At 75.4% G+C, this 5,019-nt stretch carries 6 protein-coding genes; 4 read left to right on the top strand and 2 right to left on the bottom strand.

Going from position 1 to position 5,019, the window contains the following annotated elements; all coding sequences use genetic code 11:
• A partial coding sequence (locus tag ACFCX4_RS34650; RefSeq protein ID WP_376151199.1) for a YraN family protein occupies positions 1–172 on the bottom strand: 172 nt, incomplete at its 3' end.
• A 250-nt stretch (positions 173–422) separates the two neighbouring features.
• On the opposite strand from ACFCX4_RS34650, the gene ACFCX4_RS34655 reads away from it, so the two are divergent.
• The gene (locus tag ACFCX4_RS34655; protein WP_376151189.1) at positions 423–809 is read left to right on the top strand and encodes a VOC family protein; all 387 of its coding nucleotides are present in this window, start codon (positions 423–425) and stop codon (positions 807–809) included.
• Between the two features lie 123 nt (positions 810–932).
• On the opposite strand, the gene ACFCX4_RS34660 is transcribed toward ACFCX4_RS34655, so the two are convergent.
• Positions 933–1,484 carry a YceI family protein gene (locus tag ACFCX4_RS34660; protein WP_376151191.1) on the bottom strand — a complete coding sequence of 184 codons (552 nt, stop codon included), beginning with the start codon at positions 1,482–1,484 and terminating at the stop codon, positions 933–935.
• Positions 1,485–1,853: 369 nt separating this feature from the next.
• Between ACFCX4_RS34660 and ACFCX4_RS34665 the strand changes: the two genes are divergently transcribed.
• From ACFCX4_RS34665 to ACFCX4_RS34675, 3 genes are all read left to right on the top strand, one after another.
• Positions 1,854–2,837 (top strand): helix-turn-helix domain-containing protein, encoded by a 984-nt coding sequence (locus ACFCX4_RS34665; protein ID WP_376151193.1) that lies wholly within the window; start codon positions 1,854–1,856, stop codon positions 2,835–2,837.
• 166 nt (positions 2,838–3,003) lie between these two features.
• Positions 3,004–4,449, top strand: coding sequence for an aldehyde dehydrogenase family protein (locus tag ACFCX4_RS34670; protein ID WP_376151195.1), 1,446 nt, complete (start codon positions 3,004–3,006; stop codon positions 4,447–4,449).
• 91 nt (positions 4,450–4,540) lie between these two features.
• Positions 4,541–4,996: an SgcJ/EcaC family oxidoreductase gene (locus ACFCX4_RS34675; RefSeq protein ID WP_376151197.1), complete on the top strand. Its 456-nt coding sequence runs from the start codon at positions 4,541–4,543 to the stop codon at positions 4,994–4,996.
• Positions 4,997–5,019: the final 23 nt, after the last annotated feature.

Below are 5,019 nucleotides of genomic sequence, written 5' to 3' on the forward strand. Positions count from 1 at the left end.
GGGTTAAGTAGAGCGCCGACGCCGCGTTGAACAGACCGTTGCCGACCCGGTTGGCGAAACTGGCGGCGACCAGCACGGCCCCGGCCCGGCCGGGCTCCCGGGCCACGATGTCGATCTCCCCGGCCCGGCAGCGCCAGTTCCGCTCCAGCACGGTCGTGCCCGCGGCCGCCAGCCGCCGTCCTCCGTGCCGTGCCGTCCGGCGTGCCGCTCCCGCTCCGCCCGCGGCTCGTCCGCCTTGCCCGGTGTCCGGTGCCGACCGACGATGTCATCGAGGTGTCGGCGGATCCGGTGCCGCGGCGCGTCCTCGACGGGCCGCGGGTGTCCGGACCGTTCCGGCGCACCGCGACCCGAAGGCGCCGTCCCGACCGCCCCGACCGCCCCGCCCCGAACGCCCCGCCCCGAACGAACCGGAGGACCGTCCCGTGAGGATCAACCTGACCAGCGTCTTCGTCGACGACCAGGCGAAGGCCCTGCGTTTCTACACGGAGGTGCTCGGGTTCGTGAAGAAGCACGACGTCCCGCTCGGGACGGACCGCTGGCTGACCGTGGTCTCGGCCGAGCAGCCCGACGGCACCGAACTGCTCCTGGAGCCCGACGGCCACCCCGCCGTCGGGCCCTACCGGCGGGCGCTGGTCGGTGACGGCATCCCCGCCGCCTCGTTCGCGGTGGACGACGTGCGGGCCGAGTTCGAGCGCCTGCGCGGACTCGGCGTGCGCTTCGTCCAGGAGCCCGTGGACATGGGGCCGGTCACCGTGGCGGTCCTCGACGACACCTGCGGCAACCTGATCCAGCTCACCCACCGGCGCTGACGCCCCGCCGGCCGGCACCCGGCCCGCTGTCACGCCCCGCTGCCACGGCCGGGCGGGCCGGGGCGGGTGCCCCCGTGCCCGGCCGGCCGCGCGGAGCCGCGCGCGCCGGCCGGACGGGTGCCGTCAGCCCTGCTTGACGGCCGAGATGTCGAACTCAAGGACGATCTTGTCGCCGACGAGTACGCCACCGCCCTCAAGGGCGGCGTTCCAGGTGACGCCGAAGTCCTTGCGGCTGATGGTCACCGAGCCCTCAAGCCCGACCCGCAGGTTGCCGTAGGGGTCGACGGCGTTGCCCGTGTACTCGAAGTCGATGGTGACCGGCTTGGTGACGTCCTTGACGGTGAGGTCGCCGGTGACCCGGTAGTCGGTGTCGGACTTCCGCTCGACCTCGGTGGTGCGGAAGGTGATGTCGGGGAAGTTCGGGGCGTCGAGGAAGTCGTTGGTGCGCAGGTGCTGGTCGCGCTGCTCGACGCCGGTGTCGATGCTCTCCGTCTTGATCACCACCTGGCCGGCGGACTTGGCCGGGTCGGTGCCGTCCAGGTGCGCGGTGCCCTCGAACTGGTGGAAGGCGCCGCGGACCTTGGTGACCATGGCGTGGCGGGCGACGAAGCCGATCCGGGTGTGCGTCGGGTCGAGGACGTAGTCCCCGGTGAGCTCGGGAAGGGAAGCGGTCATGGTCGGGTACCTCCGTGGAGTCCGGATCCCGGCGTCGGCCCGCCGGGATCGCTCCCGGTCACGGTAGGTGCCGACGCTTCCGGGCCCGGCCGAACACGCGTGGCGGCGGAGGATTGCACCCTGACCGGTGACTGCCGATTGCCGCCCTGCCGCTGCCCTCCCGCCGCCGCCGGCCCGGCCCGGCCCGGCCCGCTCAGGCCGTGCGGCCGCCGCGGTCCTGCCGTCCCCGTCGCCGGCCGGTCCTGCCGTCCCGACGCCGAAGCACGCCGGCCCGGTCGTGCCGCCGGCGACCCCGCTGCCCCCGGCTCTGGCGTGAACGGCCTGCTGAGGGCCACAATGGCCCCCTCCCGGAGCACCGAAAGGCGTGGCATGGACCCTGTGATCACGACGGACGGCCTGCGCGGCGCGGAGCGCTTCGAGTACTGGCGCTCCGCGGTCAACGACACCTTCGTCCCGCTGCGGGCCGAACCGGCCGCCGCCGGGGGCGCCCCCTTCCGCGGGCGGATGCGGTCCGTGGCGCTGGGCGCGTTGCGGGTCACCGAGATCTCGGCGGGCGCCCACGCGGTGCACCGGACACCGAAGCTGATCGCCGCGTCCGGCGGCGCCTACTTCAAGCTGGGCCTCCAGCTCTCGGGCCGCTGCGTCCTGGGCCAGGACGGCCGCGAGGTCGCCCTCGCCCCCGGTGACCTCGCCATCTACGACACCAGCCGCCCCTACAGCCTCTCCTTCGCGGCGCACTACCGTCAGCTGGTGGTGATGCTGCCGCAGTCCCTGCTGCCCGTCCCTCCGGCGGAGATCGCCCGGGCCACCGCCCGGCCGCTGTCGGGACGCCGCGGGTTCGGCGCGCTCGCCGTGCCGGTGCTGCGCCAGCTCCCGCAGCGCCCGGAGGAGTTCCGGGGCGCCGCCGCGCACCGGCTGGCCGACACGGTGGCCGACCTGGTGGCCGGGCTGGTCACGGAGCGGCTCGCCGATGCCGTGCCCCCGGCGGAGTCGCGCGGGCGGGCGCTGCTCGTCGGCGTCCGCGCCTACATCGAGGAGCACCTGGGCGATCCCGGCCTCGGGCCGGAACAGGTGGCCGCCGCCCACCACATCTCGGCCCGCTACCTGCACCGGCTCTTCCAGGAGGAGGGCGGGACCGTCTCGGGCTGGATCAGGCACCGCCGGCTGGAGCACTGCCGCCGTGAGCTGCGCGATCCCGCGTCGCGGAGCCGCCCCGTGGGGGCCGTCGCGGCCCGGTGGGGGCTCACCGACGCGGCGAACTTCAGCAGGGCCTTCCGGCGCGCCTACGGGTGCAGTCCGAGCGAGTACCGGGCGGGCCCGGCGGCCGGGCCCGGGGCCGTGGCCCCTTCCTGACGGCTTCCGGCGGCCTGCCCGCTCTCCGGAACGGCCCCGGCGGCCGTCCCGGTGGTGCGGTCCGGGACAAGGACTGTGCACCGGGTGACAAGAAGCGCCGACCCCCGGTGCGCGACGGTGTCCCCACGAGGCGCGCGGCGGGCGCGCCGTGGCACCGGGCGGCAGCATGGAGCAGGGTCGGCTTCTCATCGGCGGGCAGTGGACGGAAGCCACGGACGGGGCGCGGTTCCCCGCCCACGATCCGGCCGACGGATCCCTGCTCGGTCACCTCGCGGACGCCGGACAGGCCGAGGTGGACGCCGCCGTGGCCGCGGCGCGGGCCGCGCTGGCCGATCCGGCCTGGGCGCGCACGACGGCCGCCGCCCGGGCCCGCCTGCTGTGGCGGATCGCCGACCTCATCGAGCGCGACGCCGACGAACTGGCCGAGCTGGAGAGCCGGGACCAGGGCCAGCCGCTGGGCGTGGCGCGCGCGGTCAGCGTGGCCGGCGCGGCCGAGCACTTCCGCTACTACGCGGGCTGGGTGACGAAGATCGAGGGGAGCGTCACCCCGGTCTCCTTCCCCGACACCCTGCACTACACCCGGCGCGAGCCGGTCGGGGTGTGCGCGCTGATCACGCCGTGGAACTTCCCCCTCATGATCGCCGCCTGGAAGATCGCCCCGGCCCTGGCCTGCGGCAACACCGTGATCCTGAAGCCCGCCGAGCAGACCTCGCTCACCTCGCTGCGCCTGGTGCGGCTCTGCGAGGAGGCCGGACTGCCCGCCGGGGTGGTCAACCTGCTCACCGGCGGCCCCGCGACCGGGCGGGCCCTGGTGGCCCACCGCGGCGTGGACAAGGTCTCCTTCACCGGCTCCACCTCGGTGGGGCGCGAGATCGTCCGGGCGAGCGCCGACGACCTCAAGCGGGTCACCCTGGAGCTGGGCGGCAAGGCCCCCAGCATCATCGCGCGCGACGCCGACATCGACGCCGCGGTGGCGGGCAACGTCCAGGGCGCGCTGCTGAACAGCGGCCAGGTGTGCGCCGCGTACGCCCGCTTCTACGTGGACCGTGCCAGGGAGCAGGAGTTCACCGAGAAGCTCGCGGCGGCCGTCGCGGCGCTGCGGCTGGGCCCGGGCCTGGCCGCCGGGACCGACCTCGGTCCGCTGGTCAGCGCCGAGCACCTGGGCCGGGTGGAGTCCCTGGTCGGGGCGGGCGTCGCCGAGGGCGCGCAGGTGGTGACCGGCGGCTCCCGGGCCGACGGCGCCCTGGCCGGCGGCCACTTCTACCGCCCGACGGTGCTGGCCGGCGTCCGGGACACGATGACCGTCGCCCGTCAGGAGGTCTTCGGCCCGGTGCTTCCGGTGCTCGCCTACGACGACGAGGACGAGGTGATCGCCCGCGCCAACGACACCGACTACGGGCTGGCGGCCGCCGTGTGGACCAGGGACCTGGGCACCGCGCAGCGGCTGACGGCCGGCATCCGGGCCGGCGCGGTGTTCGTGAACATGCCGCCCGTCCCCGACCCGGCGGCGCCCTGGGGCGGGTTCGGCAGCAGCGGCTGGGGCCGCGAGATGGGCGCGCACGCCCTCGACGTGTTCACCGAGACCAAGGGTGTCTGGCTGCACCACGGCTGACCGTCCGCCCGTCGCTCCCACCCCCCTCCGCGCGCACCCGCACCCCCGCGCACCCCCACCCACCCCCGTGACGAGGAAGCAGGAACCCCCGATGATCCCCTCGCAGCCCGACGCCCGCGCCGACCGCGACGCCCGCCCCGAGCAGGACACCCGCCCCGAGCACGGGGCCGCCGGCGGTGACGCCGCCGCCGTCCGCGCCGTCGTCCAGGCCTACGTCGACGCGGTGACCGCCGGTGACAGCGCGGCCGTGCGCGCCGTCTTCCGGCCCGACGCCCACATGTGGGGCTACCTCGGCGAGCGGTTCGTCTCCGCGCCCATCGACGCGTTCTGCGAGGTGGTCGCCGCCGACACCGGCGAACGGCCGTGGACGGGCCGGTACTCCTCGACGATCCGCTCCGTCGAGGTCACCGGCGAGGTCGCGGTCGCGGTGCTGGAGGAACACGGCTACCAGGACGCCGACTTCACCAACCACTTCTCCCTGGTGCGCGCGGACGGTCACTGGCTCATCGCCGCCAAGACCTTCCACAGCCCCACCACCACCGCCTGACGGCCGGCCGGCCTCCCGTGGGC

It is taken from the genome of Kitasatospora sp. NPDC056327 (genome assembly GCF_042261735.1).
Taxonomy (GTDB): Bacteria; Actinomycetota; Actinomycetes; order Streptomycetales; family Streptomycetaceae; genus Kitasatospora.

Bases quoted from the DNA above. Each gene is read 5' to 3' on its own strand.
- ACFCX4_RS34665 (WP_376151193.1), top strand. From the start codon at position 1,854: ATGGACCCTGTGATCACGACGGACGGCCTGCGCGGCGCGGAGCGCTTC.
- ACFCX4_RS34660 (WP_376151191.1), bottom strand. From the start codon at position 1,484: ATGACCGCTTCCCTTCCCGAGCTCACCGGGGACTACGTCCTCGACCCG.
- ACFCX4_RS34670 (WP_376151195.1), top strand. From the start codon at position 3,004: ATGGAGCAGGGTCGGCTTCTCATCGGCGGGCAGTGGACGGAAGCCACG.
- ACFCX4_RS34675 (WP_376151197.1), top strand. From the start codon at position 4,541: ATGATCCCCTCGCAGCCCGACGCCCGCGCCGACCGCGACGCCCGCCCC.